The sequence below is a fragment of the Streptomyces sp. NBC_01478 genome (assembly GCF_036227225.1).
Classification (GTDB): domain Bacteria; phylum Actinomycetota; class Actinomycetes; order Streptomycetales; family Streptomycetaceae; genus Streptomyces.
In genome coordinates this window covers 2,078,902-2,096,244 of sequence record NZ_CP109444.1, presented here as the reverse complement: position 1 = coordinate 2,096,244, position 17,343 = coordinate 2,078,902, and the positions used below count along the sequence as shown (strand labels likewise).

Genomic DNA, 17,343 nt, shown 5'->3' with positions numbered 1-17,343 from the left:
CACCAGTTGTTCGGGTGCGCGGTGCCGCGCCCGCCCCTATACCGAGTCATGGCCACTGCTGGCCGTGGCGCGGACCGACGCCCTGATTCGTACTGGGGGACTGAATAGTTGCAACGGGGCAAGAGTGTTGCGATGAATCGTATGATGCGTCAGAACCGCGTAGGGGTGGGGCACTTGAGGCCGTTGCAACCGCCTGGGCCGGACAGGGCACGGGCCTCAACGCTCGGGGGACGTTGTTGTACCTTGCGTGCATGTACGGGAAGAACTTCCGGACCTTCGGCGCGGCGTCGCAGAAGGACGGTGACAAAGACGCCAGCCTGCGTTTGGACTTGGGTCCCGCCACGAACGTTCTCGTCGGAGAGAACGACAGCGGCAAGTCGGCCATCGTCGATGCGATCCGCCTGTGCCTGCTCACGACCGCGGCTGACTTCTACCGCATTGCGCGCGACGACTTCCACGTCGGACCGGATGGCCGCGCGGGCACCTTCACCATCACCTGTTGCCGACCTCGATCAAGCGGCCCGCGAAGTCGACCTGCTGCCCTCTTCCTTCTGGCTGCCCCCGGACCGCGGCCGCGCTACCAGGCTGTCACACCAGGCCGTGCGCACCGCCCGGACTGACACCACGGGCCCCGACCGCCACAGCCGATACCGGGCGCATCGAACCTCTGGCCGGTTCCCCGGTTCCCTGTCACGGCCGTGATACGGCGCTGCTCACAGCGATTCGATCCACTCGCCGGGCTCTTGCAGCACATGGGAGGCGCCGGCCGCCGGCGACTCGCGGGCCGTGCCGTCGCACGACGCAGGGGCTCCGGGATGGTCGCCGCCTGCGGAATCGCGACCGTGCACGTGGCACAGGCGTCGGCGAGTTGCCAGGTCCGGGCCCGGTCCGCCCGGATCAGCGCCAGTTGCTCTGAGCTTCGCTCTCGCCCGGGCCTGGAGTCAGGAGCTTCGTGGGGCCGACGCGGAGAAGGAGGGCGTGCGGCTATGCGGCATCGTGTCCACCGCTCTCCGCTACCTGCGCGAAGCAGGAGAGGGCCGCAGGGCGGGCCGGATCGAGCGCGGCCTGGACGGGAGGTAGCTCGAGTCGGTCGGAGTGTCAGTGGTCGCCGCCATACTCAGAAGACGTGCACCTGACTTTCAGGCCCATGTCCAGGAGTCCTCGACCGAGTAGGAACGCATTGACACCCGAGAGCGACGCGGTGCCCGACCGCGACCTGTACCTTCTGGCGCAGATGCGAGAGGCCTTCGGGCGCGTTGTCTACAGCCACAAGACCCATGAGAAGCAGGCGGACATCTGCTTCACCAAGCACCGGTGGCAGCAGGGCGTCCTCATTGCTCTCACCGCGATCAGCTCGGGCACCTTCCTTGCTGCGGTGATCGGCCTGCTCGGCAACGCAGTGCTGACGAGCCTCGCGACCTCTTCTATTGCGCTCCTGGTCAGCTGGATGAGCCTTGGGACGAAGACCTTCAAGTTCGAGGAGGAGTCCGCGGCCCACCGCGGCATCGCCTCTCGACTGTGGGACGTCCGGGAGTCCTACATCTCCCTCATCGCCGACCTGATGTCCGGCACCGTCTCCAACGCGGAGGGCCGAGAGCGGCGGGACGAGCTGCAGCAGGCCGCGCGCGATGCGTACGCCGACGCGCCCAGGACGAGCAGCAGGGCGTTCGCGCGCGCCCAGGGCGGGCTGCAGAACAACGAGGAGATGACGTTCACCTCGCGCGAGATCGACCTCTTCCTCCCGGAGGCGCTCCGGCTCGGCGAAGGCGAGGCATGACGATGAAGACCTCAGAGATCTTCGAAACGCTGCTCCAGAACCTGAAGGTCGGGGAGACGGCCACGACGGTCGCCTCGCGCCGGGACGAGATCGCGAAGGCGCTCAACAAGGACTTCCGCGACAAGGACGGCTGCACCGACTACAAGCTGATGGTCGGTTCGTTCGGCAGGCACACCGCGATCAAGGGAGTGTCCGACCTCGACATGATCTTCATCCTCCCGCCCGGGATCCGGTCGAGCTACGAGGGGGACACCGGCCCGCGGAGGATTCTCGAGAGGGTCCGCGACGACCTCAAGGCGCGGTACAAGAACACGGAGATCCGTGTCGACCAGTGCGTCGTCCGAGTGCGGTTCACGTCCAACGCCTTCAAGTTCGAGGTCCAGCCGGCATTCGAGAACGCCGATGGCAGCTTCGACTACCCGGACACGAAGGCTGAGGGCTGGAAGGTCACCAAGCCGCGCGAGGAGATCGTTGCGACCAAGGAGTGCAACGACCGCACCTCGACGAATATGCGCCACCTCGCCCGGATGGCACGGGCATGGAAGAACGCGAACGGCGTAAACGTGGGCGGCCTGCTCATCGACACCCTCGTCTACAACTTCTTCGACCAGACCGACGACTACGACGCAGCGGGCACAGGCTCGTTCGACCTCATGGCCCGCGACTTCTTCGAATTCCTCAAAGATCAGCCAGAGCAGGAGTACTACCTGGCGCTGGGCAGCCGACAGCGGGTCCACGTCAAGGCGAAGTTCCAGCCGAAGGCGAAGAAGACGTACAACCGATGCCTCGAGGCGATCGCGGACGAAGGCAAGACGTCCGCCAACAAGAAGTGGCGCGAGGTCTTCGGCACGTCGGTGCCGCTGGCGAAGAGCGCGAGCGAGTCGTCCCGGTCGTTCAGGGACACCGAGGAGTTCATCGAGGACGAGTTCCCGGTCGACGTGTCCGAGAGCGTGTCCATCGACTGCGAGGTCACGCAGGCCGGATGGCGTCCGACCTGGCTCCGCGCGATGCGTCACGGCGGGATCCTGCTCAAGGCCGACAAGAGCCTGAGGTTCGTGGTCACCAGCTGTTCGGTCGAGGAGCCCTACACGCTGAAGTGGAAGGTGCTCAATCGCGGTCCGGAAGCCGAGCGGCGGGACAAGATCCGCGGCCAGATCGTCGACTCGAGCAAGCGAGGAGTCCGCATCGAGCACTCGGACTTCAAGGGCGAGCACGTCGTCGAGTGCTACGTCGTCAAGGACGGGGTCGTCGTCGCCCGGGACCGGATCGACGTGCCGGTCAGCAATACGAGCGTCAAGACGGCGAACGTCTTGTAGGGAACTGATCCTCGGAGCGCGACGAGGCCCCGACGAATCTGCCGGGGCATCGTCGTATCAGGCGCATCCGCCCGTAGGGTCGAAGCATGAGCAGTTCTCTCGCTGCCATGTCCGAGTCCCTGCTCAACGCCGAAATGGCCCTCGCGCGAGCGGTACGCTGCCCGCCGCGCGGCTGAGCTGCCTTCCGGGCACCCCAGCAGGTCCCCGGAGCAGATCCTCGACCTGCTCCGAGACGAAGCAGATACCGCGGAAGCGGAGATCCGGCGGGTTCGAGACCTTGGCTGAGGCTGGTTCTCCGTCGGACGCTTCCGGAGAATGGTGCCGTGGAACGGCGGATTGACTTCTGGCGCGAGCGGCAGATGCTCTGTGGGCGTTGCGGTCATCGGTGGCGTGTCGATCTGGACTGGATCGATCGGTGGGAGCAGGCGAAGGAGACCTGCCCCGGCTGCGGCATGACCTGCGAGCACGAGGACTCGCCCCGGATTACCGTCGACCCCGATGATCCGGCGCTCGACGACGACAGGGTCTCGCAGTTCTTCTGGTACCACACGAGCACGCAGCCGGACTGGCCGACGCGGTACTTCGACCCGGCATCCGTCCTGACTCCCGAGACCCGCAGCAGGATGGGCGGAGAGCAGCGGGTTTCCGTGTGGGCCGCGCGCCAGCGGGCGAAGGCCCTCCACGTCGGTACGTACGAGGCCGCTGTCCACAACATGCTGCGTCGGATCCGTGACCAGGCCGACCAGCGCAGCCAGTTCTATCTGTATCGGGTCCGTCTGAAGCCATCCGTCGTGGTGCGGGAGGGGTGGCTCGTCGACCCCGCCAACTTCGTCGGCGACGTCGGGCTCGACGAGGTCTGCCCGCCGGGCGTCGACGTCGCCCGCTACCTGAACTACCACGAGGATGCGGGAGGGCTCTCGCTCGCGCTGGGGAGGGACGCGATCACCAGTGTTCAGCGGATCGCTGTTCCGCTCCCCGACACCTGGGATGGCGGCTGGGTGCGCGATGCCGTTGCGGCTCTGGCGGCTGTGAGCGGCACCGTCGTCCCGGCGACCGGCAAGCTGGCCCGCTTCATGCGGCCGTCTTCGTCGCGAGCCGTCCTGGGACGAGAGCTCGGTGCGTTCCTGGCTGGCAGATTGCCGGTCAACCTCCAGGGCCAGTTCGCGTCGGCCGCGGCGTTCGCGGAGGGAGAGGATCCGGAGCAGTGGGCGCGACGGACCAGCGGCCTGTTCGGTCTGATCGACGATCCGACTCGCGTGCTGGCTGCGCTCGACCAGCAAGATCCCCGGGAGGTCTGAGAACGGCCTGTCCGCTCCTGAGGGGTAGGAAGCCCTGAGGTCGCTGTCGGACTCCTAGGTTGGCGCCACCCTGAGTCGGGAGAACGGGAGCGGGGGCTTTGGGGTTGGCTGCCGTCGCCGAGACACTGTCGCTGTCCGGCCGTACCCGTCAAGGCCGCTGCTTGGCTCGGAAAGGCGGGTGACGCCGGGGGTGTAAGCGCCCGGCGAGTGGCGGCAGTTTGGATGCTGCAACTCTGTCTGTCGTGCCTCGTCGAGAGACCCGGCGACGTCCACGCGGATGATGCGGCCGTCCTCGACGGCGTGCTCTACCTCGACCGTGCGCGCGCCCGCGGGCCCGGACAGGGACAACACCTTGCCTTCCCACCGACGGCAGAGCGGGCAGTCGCGCGGGGCGTCGCTCACGATGACCAGATCGATTCCGGCGTCGCTGAGGGTCCGGCGTGCGCCTCGGTCGCGGCCCGTCCGACGGACGTCCGTACGGCCATCTCGGCGTACGACGTGAGTTGCCAACGGCGGCTGGCGCGGTCCGTGAGCGACGTGATGCCGCGGTCGGCCCATGCGCGCATGGCGTCTTGCGTGGCCTGTCGGCGGGTGCCAGTACCGAGCAGGGGTGTTGCGGTCACCTCGGCGACTACGGAGCGGTAGCCGTCCTCGATGGTCCGCAGAATCGACGCGTGCCGGTCGGTGAGCAGGGTGGCGGTCTGCTCGGCGAGGCGGTCGACGGCCTGCGCGTTCGGGGTGACGTCGCCGACCAGTCGGCGCGCGTCGTCGGACAGGGCGCCCAACTCGGCGACGGCGGACCGGTGTCCGACGTTGTACGCCTCGGCAACGGAGTCGAACACGTCGAGGGTGACAGCTTTACCCAACTCGTCCGTCACAGCCTGTGCCGCAGTGCGTAGAGCCTGCACGGCGGACAGCTTCCGCTCGGCCCACCCTGGGGCGTCGAGGCCGGCGGCGAGTTGGCGAGCGATGATGCCCAACAGGCGCTCCTCGGCCTGCGCGTACAAGTCGCGGGTGTCCGCGGCGAGGTCTTCGACCATGCCAGGGTTATCGGCATCGACTCACCCCCGTTCGCCGGAGTTCGCTGGCAAGCCATTTGCTCAACTGCCATGCTGTGTAGGGGAGAGGATGTCGAAGTGGCCGACAATCACAAAGCGTCCGACGGCGGTTCTACCTTCCGTATCGGAGAGGGTACGGCTGGAGTCGTCTTAGGCAGTGGCCAGGTTGTGTTCAGCGTTGCTGCTGGCATGGCTGCGGCACCCTTTCTGCAAGCCGTTGCCACCCACTACGGAAACAAGGCCGCGGCGGCGGTTGATGAGTCAGCTAAAAGACTCATCGATCGCCTCCTACGCCGCGAGCCCACGACTCGTGATTCCACGGAACCTGAGTGGGTTAATGCCACGACGGATGGGGGCTGGGACCTCCTCATGCCAGTGGATATCTCATCCGAGGGGCTAGGGCAGCTCGTTGCTTTGGGCACTGCGCCGCCCCCGCCGCTTGCCGAAGATCCCACGCCGCGCCTCATGTGGCAGGAAACGAAGTGGGTGGCGAGCGGCGTCGTTCCGAACGGGCGCCGCATTGTCCAACATGTCTGGAACGTCGGTGAGAGTCGTTGGAGCGACGCTATGTAGCGGGGAAAGTACCAACCGGATCCGGAGCTCCGGCGCCGGTCTCGGCGAGGATGAGCGCAACCTCGGTCTTAAGGGTGGTGTCGTCCCATTCGGGGTGCAACACGTTGACCTTGGTCGCGGTGCTGACGGCGCCGGCGCGGGCGAGCAGATCGAGCGTGGTTCCGATGGACTGCAGGGACTCGGACACGCCCGAATCGAACTCGACGGCGGGACACTGTGGGGTGACCCAGCTGCCGAGCATCGCGCGGTCGAGCAAGAGCTGTACGTGCAGTTGCTCGGCGAGGGTGTGCCGCCAGTGTCCAGCCTTCTCCGTCTGCGTGATCATGCTGCGCTGCGTGCGGCTGTGCACGTCGGTGGCCGTCGCCGGTGTCTGTCTCCTCGATGGGCTGCGGCCACTGGATCTGCAAGCGGACCTGACGCACGGCCAGGTGATCGGGGTGCTGGTGGCGTACCGGCTGACCGCTCCCGCGCCGCTGTTCCGCGTCGGGGACTGGGCGTACTTGTGTGAGGCCGTCAAGGGTCTTGGTGGAGGCCGATGCGTGTCCCGACTGGTGCATCGACGGGCCTCATCGGTGTCTTGCTGGGGTTTTGGCCATCAGCGTCGTTGTCGCGTCCGGCCGGTGGCAGCAGAGCGTCTCCCCAGGGACACCACCGGAACGCGAGGATGTCCGTGGCGGGACGCCGACGTGTCAATCGGGTAGGAGGGCCGGGTTGCCGGCGCTCCTACCCGATTGATGCTCCGTCAGAAGAGCAGCTCAGGCTCAACTTCCGGGAAGCATCCTCCGCGGTCATCTACAGCGAGGGCCCAGAGGGCGACCGTCGTGTCGGTCACTCCCAGCCGGCGAAGTGCACGACGACGCAGACGGCCTGCGCTGACCTGAGCGCACACACGGAAACGCCCCGGTGAACCGGGGCGTTTCCGTTGCATCACGAGTCGTATCAGGGGCCAGCCAGGAGTCGACCGAGTTCAGCCTCTTCCTAAGGCACCACAGTCCAGCCAGCCCCCTGGATCTCGGAGATCCGCCCAGCCTCCGGTGCGTCGACGGGCAAGCACCCGCCCGGCCGGAGTTCTGCGCAGGGCCGGTCGGAGCGGCGCGTCCGCCGCACCGGAGACCTGCCAGGATTCAGTGCGACCAGAGAGTTCTTCGTCTCACCTCGTCTCACACCTTTCTCACAGACGAGAGCGCACGGGAGCGTGTGAGAGCCCCTGACCTGGAACTTTGATGTCGTCACCGACCACGGTGAACCAGATGGACGCCCCGTAAGCTTGGGGTATGGCCTACGAGATTCCGGTGACGCAAGCCAGGGCTGAGCTCGCCGACCTGATCAACCGGGTGGTGTACGGCGGCGAGCGCGTCGTCGTGACACGGCACGGCAAGCCCCTTGTCGCGCTGGTCTCCGCCGCCGACCTGGAGCGACTCGACGAACTCGACAAGCTCGACGCGAACGCCGAGGAGCAGGTGATCAGCTCCGTCTCGCGCGTCCACGAGGTCGCGTCCGCTCCTCGCGAACACCAGCGGTTCGGTATCGCGGCCGAACACCGGGGGTCGAACCCGTCGTAGCGACAGGGGTGCGGGGCAGGCCGTGCGGGGGACCGCTCTACGGGCGTAGATGCGAATGTCCTGATCACAGCTCGGTTAACTTGCTTGAAACGCCGTCCAACTAGCCTGCCGATCCACGCCACCAGGGACTTTGACCCGGGGCTGCGGCAGCCGGACCCCGCACGGTCCGGAGCGAGGACTGTGAGGTGGGACGTGCAACTGACCCCGCACGAGCAAGAGAGGCTGCTGATCCACGTGGCGGCCGACGTGGCCGAGAAGCGCCGGGCCCGTGGTCTGAAGCTGAACCACCCCGAGGCGGTCGCTCTCATCACGTCGCACATCCTCGAAGGCGCCCGTGACGGCCGTACCGTCGCCGAGCTGATGTCCTCCGGGCGCAAGCTGCTCACCAGGGACGACGTCATGGAGGGCATCCCCGAGATGATCCACGACGTACAGGTCGAGGCGACCTTCCCGGACGGCACCAAGCTCGTCACCGTCCACGACCCGATCGTGTAGGAGGCCTCGATGATTCCCGGCGAGATCCTGTTCGCGGACGACCCGATCGTCTACAACGCGGGCCGTGAGGTCACACGGATGACCGTCCTCAACGCCGCCGACCGGCCCGTCCAGGTCGGCTCCCACTACCACTTCGCCGAGGCCAACCCCGGGCTCGAGTTCGACCGCGCCGCCGCGCGTGGCAAGCGGCTCAACGTCGCCGCCGGTACGGCCGTGCGCTTCGAGCCGGGGATCCCCGTCGACGTCGAACTCGTCCCGCTGGTCGGCGCCCGCATCGTGCCGGGACTGCGCGGGGAGACCGGAGGTGCCCTCGATGCCTGAGATCTCCCGTGCCGCGTACGCGGACCTGTTCGGGCCGACCACCGGCGACCGCATCCGGCTCGCCGACACCGATCTGCTGATCGAGATCGAGGAGGACCGCAGCGGCGGTCCGGGACTCGCCGGTGACGAGGCCGTGTTCGGCGGCGGCAAGGTCATCCGCGAGTCCATGGGGCAGGCCCGCGCCACGCGCGCGGAGGGCACCCCCGACACCGTCATCACCGGCGCCGTGATCATCGACCACTGGGGCATCGTCAAGGCCGACGTCGGCATCCGCGACGGCCGCATCACCGGCATCGGCAAGGCCGGCAACCCCGACACCATGGACGGCATCCACCCCGACCTGGTGATCGGCCCCGAGACCGAGGTCATCGCCGGCAACGGACGCATCCTCACGGCCGGCGCCGTGGACGCGCACGTCCACTTCATCTGTCCGCAGATCGCCGACGAAGCGCTCTCCGCCGGAGTCACCACCCTGGTGGGCGGCGGCACCGGTCCTGCCGAGGGTTCGAAGGCGACCACGGTTACCCCCGGCCCCTGGCATCTGGCCCGGATGATGGCCGCGATGGAGCAGTACCCGCTCAACATCGGCTTCCTCGGCAAGGGCAACACCGTCTCGCACGACGCGATGATGTCCCAGATCCGCGGGGGAGCGCTGGGACTGAAACTGCACGAGGACTGGGGCTCGACCCCCGCCGTCATCGACGCCTCGCTCACCGTCGCCGACCGCACGGGCGTCCAAGTCGCCATCCACACCGACACGTTGAACGAGGCAGGGTTCGTCGGCGACACCCTCGCCGCGATCGCCGGACGCGGCATCCACGCCTACCACACCGAGGGCGCGGGCGGCGGGCACGCGCCGGACATCATGACCGTGGTCTCCGAGCCGCACGTACTGCCCAGCTCCACCAACCCGACCCGGCCCTACACCGTCAACACCGCCGAGGAACACCTCGACATGCTGATGGTCTGCCACCACCTCAACCCGGCCGTCCCCGAGGACCTGGCCTTCGCCGAGTCCCGCATCCGCCCCTCGACGATCGGCGCGGAGGACATCCTCCACGACCTCGGCGCCATCTCGATCATCTCCTCCGACGCCCAGGCCATGGGGCGGGTGGGCGAGGTGATCCTGCGGACCTGGCAGACGGCCCATGTGATGAAGCGGCGGCGGGGCGCGCTGCCGGGGGACGGGCGCGCGGACAACCATCGCGTACGGCGCTACGTTGCCAAGTACACGATCAACCCCGCCCTCGCGCAGGGCCTCGCCCGTGAGATCGGCTCCGTCGAGACGGGCAAGCTCGCCGACCTCGTGCTGTGGGAGCCGCCGTTCTTCGGCGTCAAGCCGCACCTCGTGATCAAGGGCGGGCAGATCGCGTACGCGCAGATGGGCGACGCCAACGCGTCCATCCCGACCCCGCAGCCCATCCTGCCGCGCCCGATGTTCGGGGCGATCGGACGGGCACCGGCCGCCAACTCCTTCAACTTCGTCGCCCCGTTGGCCATCGAGGACGGGCTGCCCGAACGGCTCGACCTCGGCAAGAAGTTCGTGGCCATCGACTCCACGCGTGGGGTCACCAAGGCGGACATGCGGGAGAACGACGCCCGGCCGCGCGTCCAGGTCGACCCCGACAGCTTCGCCGTGCACATCGACGGGGAGCTCGTCGAGGCGACTCCGGCCGCCGAACTGCCCATGGCTCAGCGGTACTTCCTCTTCTGATGAGTACTCTTTCGATGGGTACAGTGCGATGAGCAGGGGAGCGCTGCTGGTTCTCGCCGACGGGCGGTTTCCCGCCGGAGGGCACGCACACTCCGGCGGGGCCGAGGCCGCCGTCAAGGCCGGACGCGTCACCGGGGCGGCCGACCTCGGTGAGTTCTGCCGGGGGCGGTTGTACACGGCCGGGCTGGTGTCCGCCGGGCTCGCTTCCGCTGCCGCGCTGGGAGTTGACCCGGTGGAGCTGGACGCGGCCGCGGACGCGCGGACGCCGTCGCCCGCGTTGCGGGTGGTCGCGCGGAAGCTGGGGCGGCAGTTGATGCGGGCCGCTCGCGCTACCTGGCCGTCCCCCGAACTCGACGCGCTGGCACGGGAGTTCCCCAAGGGGGCGCATCAGCCAGTGGTGTTGGGGCTGGTGGCTCGGGCGGCCGGGCTGGGACCCGAGGACGCGGCGTACTGCGCGGCCTACGAGAGTGTGAGTGGGCCGGCGTCCGCGACGGTGCGGTTGCTGAGCCTGGATCCGTTCGACGCTACGGCTGTGCTGGCCCGGTTGGCGCCGGAGCTGGACCTTGTCGTCGACCGGGCGGTGGAGGCGGGGCGGCGTGTCCTCGACGAGGGGGTCGGCGCTCTGCCTTGTGCTTCCGCGCCGTTGCTGGAGATCGGGGCGGAGGCGCATGCCGCTTGGGCTGTGCGGTTGTTCGCGTCGTAGGGGTTTTCTCGCCCCCGCCGCCCCTACCCGTCCCATCCCCCAGGGGCTCTGCCCCTTCGACCCCGTTCCCAGGGGGCTCCGCCCCCTGGACCCCCGGTCGGCCTGAACGGCCTCGTCCTCAAACGCCGGACGGGCTGGGAGGTGCCGGCCTCGCTGATAGGGCACCGAAGCACCGTAAGAACCAGAAGGAGCCGCCTTATGCACCTCGACCACACCCACGACGGCCCCGCCGCCGTCAGTGCCGACGCACACCGTCCCGACGGCACCCACCGTGCCCTGCGGATCGGGCTCGGTGGGCCCGTCGGGTCCGGGAAGACCGCCACTGTCGCCGCGCTCTGCCGGGCCCTGCGTGACGAGCTCTCGCTCGCTGTCGTCACCAATGACATCTACACGCGTGAGGACGCCGAATTCCTGCTGCGGGAGGCCGTGTTGCCGCCCGAGCGGATCACCGCCGTGGAGACCGGGGCCTGTCCGCACACCGCCATCCGGGACGACATCTCCGCCAACCTCGAAGCCGTCGAGGATCTGGAGGACGAGGTCGGGCCGTTGGATCTGATCCTGGTCGAGTCCGGTGGGGACAATCTCACCGCGACCTTCTCCAAGGGGCTCGTCGACGCGCAGATCTTCGTGATCGACGTGGCCGGCGGGGACGACATTCCGCGCAAGGGCGGTCCGGGTGTCACCACCGCCGATCTGCTGGTCGTCAACAAGACCGACCTCGCGCCGTACGTGGGGTCCGACCTGGGGCGGATGGCGGCCGACGCGAAGGCTCAGCGGGCCGAACTGCCGGTGGTCTTCCAGTCGTTGAGGACCGAGGCAGGGGTCGGCGAGGTCGCCCGCTGGGTGCGGCAGCAACTCGCCGCGTGGGCGGTGTGATCGCGGCCGGGGTCCGGGCCACCGCGCGGATCGCGGCCCGGGAGGACGGTCGGGGCGGTACCGCGCTGCCCGTGCTGGAGGGGGACGGGCCGCTCGCGTTGCGGCGGACCCGGGGGACAGGGGCCGAGGCCCAGGTCATGCTCGTCGGGGCGATGAGCGGGCCGCTCGGCGGTGATCACTTCGCCGTCGAGGCCGATGTCGAGCGTGGGGCCCGGTTGCGGGTCGGGTCCGCTGCCGCGACCATCGCGCTGCCGGGGCAGGCCAAGGGCGAGTCGCGGTACGACGTGCGGCTCCGTGTTGCCGAGGACGGCGAACTGCACTGGCTGCCCGAGCAGTTGATCTCCGTGCGCGGTAGTGACCTGCGCGTTGCGACGCGCGTCGATCTCGCCGACTCCGCCCGCCTCGTGCTGCGCGAGGAGCAGGTGCTCGGGCGCGCCGGTGAGGAATCCGGACGGCTCACCAGCAGACTGACGCTGCGGATCGCCGGACGGACCGTCCTGGACCAGGAGTTGGCCTGCGGACCCGGAGCGCCGGGCGGCTGGGACGGGCCGGCCGTTCTCGCGGGACATCGCGCGGTCGGGCAACTCCTCGTCGTACGGCCGGAGTTCACCCGGGAGCCGGTCGCGGCCCGCATGCTGGGGGAGTGCGCGGCCCTGGTGCCGCTCGCCGGGCCCGCCGTGCTGGTGAGCGCGATCGCCTCCGACGCGCTGCGGCTGCGGCGGGTGCTGGACGAGGCGCTGGCGTCGCTCGGGTGAGTATCCGCTGAGCGGTACGCCTGTTTCCGCTTATCGGATTGGTAAAGAAGGTCAACCGCCTCTGTTCTCAGACGGCTCACAGCCGCGAGGATCCTCCGAGACCATTTCGCAACGATGTACGGGGAGGGGCCCACTTGAGGCACAACAGACCGAAGAGCCGCGTGATGGCGTTCGGTTCGGCCGGATTCGCGGCTGCGGCGCTGATAGCCGGCGCCGTGGTGGCACCCGCGGCCAACGCGCAGACCAACCAGACGGCAGCTCACGGGCAGGACCGTGCGGCGGCCCAGGGCGCCGCGCTCACCGCCGCCCGCGCCGCCAAGGCCGGGATCGACTGGCAGGACTGCCCCGCCGACTGGGGCTTCGCGAAGCCGGTCCAGTGCGGCTGGGTTACCGTGCCGATCGACTACACCAAGCCGAACGGCAAGAAGATCAAGCTCGCCGTCGACCGTGCGGTCAGCACCGGCACCGCGGCGGAGCGCCAGGGCGCGCTCGTCTACAACCCCGGCGGTCCGGGCGGCTCCGGAATGCGTTTCCCGCTCCGGGTCACCACCAAGAACCCGCTGTGGGTCAACACGTCCAAGGCGTACGACTTCGTGGGCTTCGACCCGCGCGGTGTCGGCCACTCGGCGCCCATCTCCTGCATCGACCCGCAGGAGTTCGTGAAGGCGCCGAAGGCGGACCCGGTACCGGGCTCCACGGCCGACAAGAACGCGCAGCGCAAGCTGGCCCGTGAGTACGCGGACGGCTGCGCCGAGCGCACCGGCCGCACCATGCTCGCGCAGATGACCACGCCGAACACCGCGCGCGACCTGGACGTCATCCGCGCCGCCCTCGGCGAGAAGAAGCTCAACTACCTGGGCGTCTCCTACGGCACCTACCTCGGCGCCGTCTACGGCACCCTGTTCCCGAGCCACGTGCGCCGGATGCTCGTCGACAGCGTCGTCAACCCGGCGCGCGACAACATCTGGTACGAGGCCAACCTGGGCCAGGACGTCGCGTTCGAGGGCCGCTGGAAGGACTGGGAGGACTGGGTCGCCAAGAACGACGCGGCCTTCCACCTCGGCACCACCCGCGCCGCCGTCCAGGCGAAGTGGCTGGAGCTGCGTGCCACCGCCAAGAAGAGCCCGCTCGGCGGGGTCGTCGGTCCGGCCGAGCTGCTCGGCTTCTTCCAGGGCGCCCCGTACTACGACTCCTCGTGGATACCGGTCGCCACCGCGTTCAGCAAGTACGTCGCCGGTGATCCGCAGCCGCTGATCGACGCTGCCTCGCCCGACATGTCGGACACCGCGGGCAACATCACCTCGGAGAACGGCAACGCCGTCTACACGGCCGTCGAGTGCACCGACGCCAAGTGGCCCACCAGTTGGGCGAAGTGGGACAAGGACAACACGGCGCTCAACAAGCAGTACCCGTTCCTGACCTGGGCCAACGCCTGGATGAACCTGCCGTGCGCCACCTGGCCCGTCAAGCAGCAGTCCCCGGTCGAGGTCAAGACCGGCAAGGGTCTGCCGCCGGTTCTCATCGTGCAGTCGCAGCGTGACGCCGCCACGCCGTACGAGGGCGCCGTCGTTCTGCACCAGCGCTTCAAGGGCTCACGCCTGATCACCGAGAAGGACGCGGGCTCCCACGGTGTGACCGGTCTGGTCAACCCGTGCATCAACTCCCGTGTCGACGCCTACCTGTTGACCGGCAAGCTGGACGCCTCCGACTTCACGTGCACCCCGCACGCGACGCCGGTTCCGTAAACAGCAGTAGTCAGCAGTAGTCGTACGTGCCGAGGGGCGGCCGGTTCTGAACCGGCCGCCCCTTCGTCGTTGCGCGGACAAGTGAACGCCTTCCGCCGCTCCCGCAGGGCCAGTTGGCCGTCGCGTTGCTCGGCCGGCTCCGGGGAACGAGGCCCTCGGCCCGCCAAGAAGGCCTGCCTGCGAGGCTGTTGTCCGCGTGCGGCGAGAAGGCTTACGGCGCGGCCCCCCTCAGCGTGTCTGCCGTCCGGCCGAACTCCGCGGCCGTCACCGTCCAGTAGCCCCGCGAGGGTGTGCGCCCCACGGGATGCCCGATCCCGCGCCTCGCTCACGCCAGCTCGATCGCCCTCAACTCAGCGGCAGTCGCGGGAACTTGCGCTCCTTCGCCGCGGCCGCCTCCGCGGCCTTGGCGACCGCCGCGTACTGGTCGACGTACTCCTGCTCGGAGAGCATGAGGATCGCGTACATGATCTCGTCGGTGATGGCGCGCAGGATCGCCTTCTCGTTCTCCATGCCTTCGTAGCGGGAGAAGTCGAGGGGCTTGCCGAAGCGGATCGTCACGGGGTGGACCTTGGGGATGACCTTGCCGGGCGGCTGGGCCTCGAAGGTGCCGATCATCGCGCACGGGATGACGGGGACCTGGGCCTTCAGGGCCATGACGGCGACGCCGACCTTGCCCTTGTAGAGGCGGCCGTCGTGGGAGCGGGTGCCCTCCGGGTAGATGCCGAGCAGCTCGTCCTTGCTCAGGACGCCGAGGCCCTCGCGGATCGCGGCCTGGCCGGCCTCCTTGCCGGAGCGGTCGACCGGGATCTGGCCCGCGCTGCGGAAGAAGGTCGCGGTGAGGCGGCCCCTGATGCCCGGGCCCGTGAAGTACTCGGCCTTGGCCAGGAAGGTGATGCGGCGCTTGAGGACCGCCGGCATCAGGAAGTGGTCGGCGAAGGAGAGGTGGTTGCCCGCGATGATCGCCGCACCCGACTCCGGGATGTTGTCCAGGCCCTCTATTCGGGGCCTGAAGGTTAGTCTGAGCAACGGCCCCAGAATGACGTATTTCAGGAGGTAGTAGAACAAGGGGGTCGCTCCTCACTCCGGCGGCTCGGCTCGACCGACCTGTTCTCGCAGGTCACCCGGTACCTCGTGGGCTGCCAGTGTAGGGGCAGGCGCCGTCCCGTGGAACCGGTGGCGATCAGGCCGCCGCCGGGCACGACGGAGGGCGGCGAGATCCCCTCGCCGCCCTCCGTCCGGGGCAACTCACCCCGGTTCAGCGTGACTTACCGGGACGCGGTGCGTGCCGACCGGCGCCGGTACAGCGCGAACGCGGTGGTCGCTCCGACCGCCGTGACCAGACCGGCGCCCACGGCGACCGGCAGGGCCGAGGAGGGCGTGGTGCTGGCGGCGACGTTCTGCTCCCTCAGGTCCTGGACGTACGCCGGGTACGGGGCCTTCGTGGCCGTCGACGACGTCTGCGCGTAGTGCGGGATCCGCTTCACCGACTTCACCGAGCCGTCCGAATTCAGCAGCACCTGCTTGTCGTTGGGGTGCCGGAAGTCGAACATGCCGCCCAGGGTGCCCGCCCGCTGGTCGAAGGACGCGTCACCGATGCGGCCCGTGTGCCAGTTGTTTTCGATGAACTGCGTGATCGACGCCTGCTCGGTGGCCGTGTGGTCGATCGAATTGACCTTGCTGTACGGCGAGATGACCAGCAGCGGCTGCCGGGTGCCCGGTCCGCAGCGGTCCGCGTAGCCGCCCTTCGCCGCCGGGCCGGCCTGGCAGGCGGGGCTGTCGGTGGCCTTGCTGTTGGAGCCGACCGTCGAGTCCTTGGAGCCGTTGAGCACCTTCGAGGAGACGTGGTCGTACCAGCCGTCGGAGTCGTCGTAGGCGAGCACGACCGCCGTCGACTTCCACTCGGGCGACTTCTGCAGGGCGTTGATCTCCTTGATCAGGAAGTTCTGCTCGTCGGCCGGGTCGGAGTAACCGGCGTGCCCGTCCTGGTACTCGGCCGCCTTCAGGAAGCTCACCGCGGGAAGGTTGTTGGCCTTCAGCGCGGCGTCGAAGTCGGTCAGGTCGTAGTTGTGGTTCGCCCGGCCGTTGTGCCCGATCTCGGCGACGGACTTCGGCGCCAGGTGGTGCGGGTTGGACGTCGACTTGTAGTACTCGAACGGCGAGTGGTGCGGGCTGTAGTCCTCGGACGCGGCGCCGCCCACGTTGGTGTGCGTGGTGCCCGCGCACTTGGCGTAGTCACCGCTCTTGCCGTCCCACGCGGTGCTCGGCCGGAAGCCGCCCTGGAACCAACCCCAGCTCACGCTCTTGGAGTTGAGCAGGTCGCCGATGTTCTTGCCCTGCATCTCCGCGAGCGCGCTGGTCGCGGTGTGGTCCTTGTCCGAGCAGTCGTCGAAGGCCGGGTCGGGGTCGTTGATGACCGTGCCGACGCCCTTGGCGTTCGGGGAGACCACGGCGTACGAGTCCGGAGTCGTCGTCTGCTTCGGGTTCTCGGTGCCGGAGGCCGGGTCGACCGAGATCACGCCGTGCGTCTGACCGGAGATCAGGTTCAGCGCGCCGGGCGTCGAGGGACCGAAGGTGGAGCTGAAGGAGTGGTCGTTCAACGCGTACTGCTGGGCGTAGTTCCACATGCCCGTGACGGTGTTGCCGTCGTAGTAGTCCATCACCAGGCCGGGCTCACCGAAGAGGCCGGTGCACTTGTTGACCTCGGTGTTCTCGACGTACTTGTCGGCCTTGCCGCCGTCGGCCGCGTACTGCTCGGGGCCGTAGGAGTGGTTCTGGTCGCAGGTCATCACCTGCGAACTGCTCAGGCGCGTGGGCGTGTAGAGGTTCGGGTTCTTCTTCAGCAGCCCGGCGTTGAGCAGGTTGTCGGCCTTCGGCGTGTGTGCCGCGGCCTTGAACTTGGTGCCGTCCGTGTTCGCGGCCTGGGGGTAGGTGGCGAAGTAGTGGTCGAACGAGATGTTCTCGTCGTAGATCACGACCACGTGCTTGATCGGCGTCGCCGTGTGTGTGCCGCCCGTGGGCCTGTGGCCGTTCGAGGCCGCCGCCGCGGGGAACGCCCCGCCCGCGGTGGCCAGGGCCGCGGCGCCGAGCAGGGCGCCCACACGCGTCAGCCGGCGCCGTGCACCGGGGGTTCTTCCTTTGCCGATCATGCTG

Annotated in this window: 15 protein-coding genes and 1 pseudogene; 12 read left to right on the top strand and 4 right to left on the bottom strand. The window is 68.6% G+C overall.

Going from position 1 to position 17,343, the window contains the following annotated elements; all coding sequences use genetic code 11:
- Positions 1-251 precede the first annotated feature (251 nt).
- The 4 genes from OG223_RS09475 to OG223_RS09460 all read left to right on the top strand — a co-directional run bounded on the left by OG223_RS09475 (position 252) and on the right by OG223_RS09460 (position 4,391).
- The gene (locus OG223_RS09475; protein WP_329245151.1) at positions 252-620 is read left to right on the top strand and encodes an AAA family ATPase; all 369 of its coding nucleotides are present in this window, start codon (positions 252-254) and stop codon (positions 618-620) included.
- A gap of 560 nt (positions 621-1,180) precedes the next feature.
- A complete protein-coding gene (locus OG223_RS09470) occupies positions 1,181-1,777 on the top strand; it encodes an SLATT domain-containing protein (RefSeq protein WP_329245148.1) in 597 nt (198 codons plus the stop codon).
- 2 nt (positions 1,778-1,779) lie between these two features.
- Positions 1,780-3,093 (top strand): nucleotide-binding domain-containing protein, encoded by a 1,314-nt coding sequence (locus OG223_RS09465; protein ID WP_329245146.1) that lies wholly within the window; start codon positions 1,780-1,782, stop codon positions 3,091-3,093.
- 323 nt (positions 3,094-3,416) lie between these two features.
- Entirely contained in the window at positions 3,417-4,391 is a 975-nt protein-coding gene (locus OG223_RS09460) for a hypothetical protein (protein ID WP_329245144.1), read from the top strand.
- Positions 4,392-4,445: 54 nt separating this feature from the next.
- On the opposite strand, the pseudogene OG223_RS09455 reads toward OG223_RS09460, so the two are convergent.
- Positions 4,446-5,431: pseudogene (locus tag OG223_RS09455) on the bottom strand (phage minor capsid protein).
- A 583-nt stretch (positions 5,432-6,014) separates the two neighbouring features.
- On the bottom strand, positions 6,015-6,347 hold the full coding sequence (locus OG223_RS09450) for a phage capsid protein (RefSeq protein ID WP_329245138.1): 333 nt from the start codon (positions 6,345-6,347) through the stop codon (positions 6,015-6,017).
- 949 nt (positions 6,348-7,296) lie between these two features.
- Here OG223_RS09450 and OG223_RS09445 point away from each other — a divergent pair.
- From OG223_RS09445 to OG223_RS09410, 8 genes are all read left to right on the top strand, one after another.
- On the top strand, positions 7,297-7,584 hold the full coding sequence (locus OG223_RS09445; protein WP_329245135.1) for a type II toxin-antitoxin system Phd/YefM family antitoxin: 288 nt from the start codon (positions 7,297-7,299) through the stop codon (positions 7,582-7,584).
- 192 nt (positions 7,585-7,776) lie between these two features.
- Positions 7,777-8,079, top strand: a complete 303-nt coding sequence (locus OG223_RS09440; protein ID WP_010988499.1) for an urease subunit gamma — start codon at positions 7,777-7,779, stop codon at positions 8,077-8,079.
- Positions 8,080-8,088: 9 nt separating this feature from the next.
- Entirely contained in the window at positions 8,089-8,400 is a 312-nt protein-coding gene (locus tag OG223_RS09435) for an urease subunit beta (RefSeq protein WP_329245133.1), read from the top strand.
- Positions 8,393-10,114, top strand: a complete 1,722-nt coding sequence (locus tag OG223_RS09430) for an urease subunit alpha (protein ID WP_329245130.1) — start codon at positions 8,393-8,395, stop codon at positions 10,112-10,114. The genes OG223_RS09435 and OG223_RS09430 overlap by 8 nt, the downstream gene beginning before the upstream one ends.
- A gap of 28 nt (positions 10,115-10,142) precedes the next feature.
- Entirely contained in the window at positions 10,143-10,817 is a 675-nt protein-coding gene (locus OG223_RS09425) for an urease accessory protein UreF (protein WP_329245127.1), read from the top strand.
- A 198-nt stretch (positions 10,818-11,015) separates the two neighbouring features.
- The gene (ureG, locus tag OG223_RS09420) at positions 11,016-11,693 is read left to right on the top strand and encodes an urease accessory protein UreG (protein ID WP_329245125.1); all 678 of its coding nucleotides are present in this window, start codon (positions 11,016-11,018) and stop codon (positions 11,691-11,693) included.
- On the top strand, positions 11,681-12,448 hold the full coding sequence (locus tag OG223_RS09415; RefSeq protein ID WP_329245122.1) for an urease accessory protein UreD: 768 nt from the start codon (positions 11,681-11,683) through the stop codon (positions 12,446-12,448). Before ureG ends, OG223_RS09415 begins: the two co-directional genes overlap by 13 nt.
- 164 nt (positions 12,449-12,612) lie before the next feature.
- Positions 12,613-14,193 carry an alpha/beta hydrolase gene (locus tag OG223_RS09410; RefSeq protein WP_329265215.1) on the top strand — a complete coding sequence of 527 codons (1,581 nt, stop codon included), beginning with the start codon at positions 12,613-12,615 and terminating at the stop codon, positions 14,191-14,193.
- Between the two features lie 345 nt (positions 14,194-14,538).
- On the opposite strand, the gene OG223_RS09405 is transcribed toward OG223_RS09410, so the two are convergent.
- Positions 14,539-15,258 carry a lysophospholipid acyltransferase family protein gene (locus OG223_RS09405; RefSeq protein ID WP_329245120.1) on the bottom strand — a complete coding sequence of 240 codons (720 nt, stop codon included), beginning with the start codon at positions 15,256-15,258 and terminating at the stop codon, positions 14,539-14,541.
- A 200-nt stretch (positions 15,259-15,458) separates the two neighbouring features.
- Positions 15,459-17,339, bottom strand: a complete 1,881-nt coding sequence (locus OG223_RS09400; protein WP_329245117.1) for a phospholipase C — start codon at positions 17,337-17,339, stop codon at positions 15,459-15,461.
- Positions 17,340-17,343 lie beyond the last annotated feature (4 nt).